General features: G+C 53.2%; 6 protein-coding genes. 5 read left to right on the plus strand and 1 reads right to left on the minus strand.

Annotated features, from left to right (window positions below; translation table 11 throughout):
• Positions 1-195: 195 nt before the first annotated feature.
• Positions 196-594 (plus strand): YchJ family metal-binding protein, encoded by a 399-nt coding sequence (locus K5905_RS28650; protein ID WP_297590802.1) that lies wholly within the window; start codon positions 196-198, stop codon positions 592-594.
• A gap of 91 nt (positions 595-685) precedes the next feature.
• On the opposite strand, the gene K5905_RS28655 is transcribed toward K5905_RS28650, so the two are convergent.
• Positions 686-1,453 (minus strand): SDR family NAD(P)-dependent oxidoreductase, encoded by a 768-nt coding sequence (locus K5905_RS28655; protein ID WP_297590805.1) that lies wholly within the window; start codon positions 1,451-1,453, stop codon positions 686-688.
• A gap of 126 nt (positions 1,454-1,579) precedes the next feature.
• On the opposite strand from K5905_RS28655, the gene K5905_RS28660 reads away from it, so the two are divergent.
• From K5905_RS28660 to K5905_RS28675, 4 genes are all read left to right on the plus strand, one after another.
• Entirely contained in the window at positions 1,580-2,146 is a 567-nt protein-coding gene (locus K5905_RS28660; RefSeq protein ID WP_297590806.1) for a TetR/AcrR family transcriptional regulator, read from the plus strand.
• A gap of 457 nt (positions 2,147-2,603) precedes the next feature.
• Positions 2,604-2,753, plus strand: coding sequence for a hypothetical protein (locus K5905_RS28665; RefSeq protein ID WP_297590808.1), 150 nt, complete (start codon positions 2,604-2,606; stop codon positions 2,751-2,753).
• A 540-nt stretch (positions 2,754-3,293) separates the two neighbouring features.
• A complete protein-coding gene (locus K5905_RS28670) occupies positions 3,294-3,515 on the plus strand; it encodes a hypothetical protein (RefSeq protein WP_297590810.1) in 222 nt (73 codons plus the stop codon).
• 235 nt (positions 3,516-3,750) lie between these two features.
• Positions 3,751-4,260, plus strand: a 510-nt coding sequence (locus K5905_RS28675; RefSeq protein WP_297590812.1) for an oligosaccharide flippase family protein, incomplete at its 3' end; no start/stop codon positions are given.

Genomic DNA, 4,260 nt, shown 5'->3' on the forward strand with positions numbered 1-4,260 from the left:
AGGCATCCAGGCGCGGCCGGAGCGCGGCTATGTCAAAACGGTCGGAGCCGAATGATTCCATGTTGAATGTTGCCAGTTTCATACTTCGACCCGATTCTGCCTGGGACCCGATTCTGCGGATTACCTGGACAAATCATAGCGGCGGGAACAGCCAAGTGGTAGAGAGCGGAAAAGACGCAAACTCGGGAGAAGTTAATGGCTGAGGGGTCTTGTCCATGCGGCAGCGGGGCATCGTTCGAGATGTGTTGCAAGCCGTATCTCGGTGGTCAGGCAATACCAAAGACGGCCGAAGCGCTTATGCGCTCGCGTTATTCGGCCTATGTCCAAGAAAACATCCCTTACCTCAAGCAGACGCTTTGGCCGAAATACCAGGACAGGTTTGACGGGGCCGCAACAGCCAAGTGGGCCGCGGAAAACCATTGGGCCGGTCTCACGGTTCTCACCGTCGATAAAGGCGGCGAGACAGACCGGGATGGCGCCGTGCTGTTCGAGGCCAGGTATCTGTCCGGTGGCCAACTTTCCAAGCATCGCGAGCTGAGCCGATTCCGGAAGAAAGCCGGTCGCTGGTATTATGTTGAAGCGCTCCCCGAATGACCGGGGTGCGTGAATTCGATTTCGATTCGAATGCGATGGAGCGCCGAAAGTTCGGGGCTCTCGCGTGTCGGTCCGTTGATGCGCGGCAGCGTCAGTTCCTGCCTGCCATGACGCCACCGTCGACATCCCAGATCGCGCCCGTGACCCAATCGGCCTGGTCAGACAGAAGAAAATCGACCGTCGCGGCAACGTCGTCAGCGGTTCCGATCCGTCCGATCGGGTGAAAAGCGTCAAAACCTTCCTTCAAGGTCTTTGAAATCTGATCTTCTGGGATGAATGCCCCATAAATTGGTGTCTCGACAACGGCGGGTGCCACCGCATTGACACGGATACCCTGGTCGCCAAGCTCCATTGCCAGGTGCTGGGTCATGGCGTGAAGGCCGGCCTTGGCCATGGAATAGGCGGAAGAGGGCGTCGCCTTGACCGCTTGATGTGCCCACATGGACCCCAGGTTGACGATGGATCCCGCTCCAGCGTTGGTCATGTTTCGGGCCACAGCCTGGCTGATCATGAATGTGCCCCTGTTAAAGGCGTGATAAAGGTCGAAATCGGTGGCGGAATGTTCCAGGAACGGTTTCGGGCTGAAATAGCCGGCTGCATTTACGAGATGGGCGACAGGTCGCCCAAGCCCGTCAATGCGTTCAACAAGGGCGTCAACATCTTTTGGGTCCGTCACATCGGCCTGCCAGGTTTCAACGGAACTGTTGTGACGCGCCTCGATTTCGTTTTTTGCCAGCGTCAGTTTTTCCGAGTTTCTGCCGATCAGGATCAGGGGCACTCCGCGTGCTGCCAACCTGTGCGCTGTGGCCAGGCCCATTCCCGAGGAACCACCCTGAATGATTGCTATTGCTTGTGTCATGTCTCGTCTCCATCCTTGATTTAAATATCTACCTACTGATAGGTAGATTAGAATGGTGCAGATATTGGTGTTGAGAAACGGGATGTCAACCCTTATCTATCGATTGATAGATGAAGGACTTCTGAGATGCCCAAACCCCACGCCGAAACTGAAAGCAGGATAATGGATCTGGCGGAAAACATGATCCGGCGGAACGGTTACAACGGGTTCAGCTTTCGAGAAATCGCCGCGGGTGTCGGCGTGAAAAGTTCCAGCGTTCACTACTATTTTCCGACCAAGGCAGACCTCGGCGCTTGCGTTGCACGTCGTTATACCGACCGGTTTCTCGATGCCCTTGGAGATCCGGAAGACAGCTCTGAAGATGCCCAGCACCTAGTGTCGAAATTGCATGGCGAGTTTGCCAGAGCTCTGTCGAGCGACGGTCAAATGTGTCTGTGTGGAGTGCTGGCCGCAGAAGTTACCGGATTGCCCGAAACCGTTGCCGAGGAGGCAAAGGGATTTTTTGATCGTACAGATGCTTGGTTGCAAAAAGGGCTCAAAAAGACAGCCTGGGGTGGAAGGCTTTCGGCGGAGGAAATTGAAAGGCAGAGCCTTGCAGTTCTGGCGCAGTTGGAGGGAGGAATGCTGATTGCCCGCGTGCAAGACCGGCCCGCCCTGTTCGATCTATTGAAACCTCAACTCAGTGACAAATGAGATATCCGGCCCCTGCGCAAGGCGGCGGGGCAGGGACCGGATCTAACAGCGGATGGAGGGAGAGGCAGTCCCTGTCATCCGCAAGGCGATTCCCGAAATTTCCAATTCGACACATCTACAATTATTGTTGGAAGTCGACGGAGAATCGAAGTCAGATTTTCATTTGTTCATGATTTGTTCCAAATTTTGCTGCGCCTGTCAAGGGCATAGTTTGAAGCGGTCGCAAATGTATAAAGCAATCTTGGTTTTCGAGCTGAAGAAAATTACAAGTAATTTTCTGAATTAATTCGTGAATATTTAAAAATATCCTATCAGTAATACCTACTGTTATCAAGTTAACTTTTATTTATTCTTAATAGTAGAATTTATAGATTATGAAGAAAAGTTAATTTGATGTTTTGTCTTCATTTGAGGCAATATATCTTCCAATAGGTCTTTCGCAACATTGGAGGAGGATATGCTCAGGAAGTACGCGGATCGTCATATGAACGAATTGCACAAGGAAATCACAATTCTAACCGCCCGGTCGGAACATCTGAGTGATCGGGACAAGGCCAGGCTGCGGCGACTTGAAAATTCCTACCGCTTCTGGCGCCAGTTCTACTGAACACACGAACCTCATGCCGGGTCCGCCTCTGGATAGACGGAAACCAGAGAACGGACCCGGTCGGGGTTTAGTGCGGAAAACTGTGGAGCGCTACAGGTGAATGACAGCGGGCTCGATGTTCAGGTGCCAACCTGACGCGGGTTATCAGTTTGTTTGCCCTCAAAACGGTAGATCTGAATTTGAAAACTCGACACAAAAACTCATGAACATTACCGCTGCCTCCAACCTTCCCAAACCTTGAGGGAGCTCATCTCGCTTTCCGGACTTTTTTATCGAACAGGCAAGCCAAACGAGAGAGCAGTCAGGCGATGGCAAGTCGAATTGAAACTGCTCCAGCCCCCGTTCGGTCACCTTGTCGGAAATTGAATCTATCCGACTGCCGGACGTCTTGGAGTTACGGGTGGCCTGATGATGCGCAAACGACTTACTTCTATTCCTGATGATTTCTTTCGGAGCGTACGGCCCGCTGGCATCTCAGGCCGGCGAAACTTCCCATGAATTGGGATCAGTTCAGTTCCCGATGCACCGAAACGGGTTGCTGTGCTGGAATACAGTTTTGTCGATGCGTTGGCTTCGCTCGGTGTGAAACCAGTTGGAATTGCCGACGACAACAAGTCTGAAAGCATCATTCCGGCAAACACGGATGCAACCGGGAAGGATTGGCAATCGGTCGGAAGCCGGAAAACGCCGAGCCTTGAAGTCATTGCTTCTCTTCAATCTGATCTGATCATCGCCGACAAGACCAGGCATGGGGCTGCCTGACACACGCTATCGCAGATCGCGCCGACTATCGTCTTGGACAGTCCCGGTGGCGTTTATCACGACGCGTTAGAGCAGATGACCGTTATCCGCGCTGCGTTGGGCCGGAAGGAACCGGCCATTGGCTGACCGATTTCACGGATCTGTGAAACTAATCGGCCTCTTCCGGTGGATTCGCCATAGAAAATTAAGTCCCTCGTGTCAAAAATACGCAATTGTATTTACAAGGGACCCCGACGTGCGATTTTCCGCCAATTCCTGGACAAAGCGTTTTCAAGACGCCATCTGGCCTCAGGTGTTGGGGAAGGGTATCGACCATGCTGCGGGCTTTTTGAAGGGCACCGGTTCGGACAAGCAGGCGGCTGGCCGTATGGCGGTTTCCACTTTTGCCATACGGATTGCCGGTGCAGCGCTTGCCTATCTGTCGCAAATTGTCCTGGCACGTCTCATGGGTGCGCATGATTACGGAATTTATTCCGTTGCCTGGACTTGCGTCATCGTCCTTGGCGTGGTGGCGTGCGGAGGATTTTCTTCGTCGGCCAACCGGTTCATTCCGCAATACAGGCAAACCGGCGATCTGGACGGATTGCGCGGGTTCCTTCACACCAGCCGCCGAGCCGCCTTTTTCATTGGAGCCTTCGTGGCCGCAGCTGGTGCCGGACTGATCTATCTATTGCAGCCGGTCATCGATCACTATTACATCCAACCGCTTATGGTCGTTCTGCTGGCTTTGCCTTTTTTTGCGTTC

Origin of the sequence: Roseibium sp. (assembly GCF_025698965.1) — a bacterium.
In the GTDB taxonomy this organism is placed as follows: domain Bacteria; phylum Pseudomonadota; class Alphaproteobacteria; order Rhizobiales; family Stappiaceae; genus Roseibium.

What these genes read in the sequence shown, in the direction of transcription:
- K5905_RS28650 (WP_297590802.1), top strand. Translation starts at nt 196, where the DNA reads ATGGCTGAGGGGTCTTGTCCATGCGGCAGCGGGGCATCGTTCGAGATG.
- K5905_RS28655 (WP_297590805.1), bottom strand. Translation starts at nt 1,453, where the DNA reads ATGACACAAGCAATAGCAATCATTCAGGGTGGTTCCTCGGGAATGGGC.
- K5905_RS28660 (WP_297590806.1), top strand. Translation starts at nt 1,580, where the DNA reads ATGCCCAAACCCCACGCCGAAACTGAAAGCAGGATAATGGATCTGGCG.
- K5905_RS28665 (WP_297590808.1), top strand. Translation starts at nt 2,604, where the DNA reads ATGCTCAGGAAGTACGCGGATCGTCATATGAACGAATTGCACAAGGAA.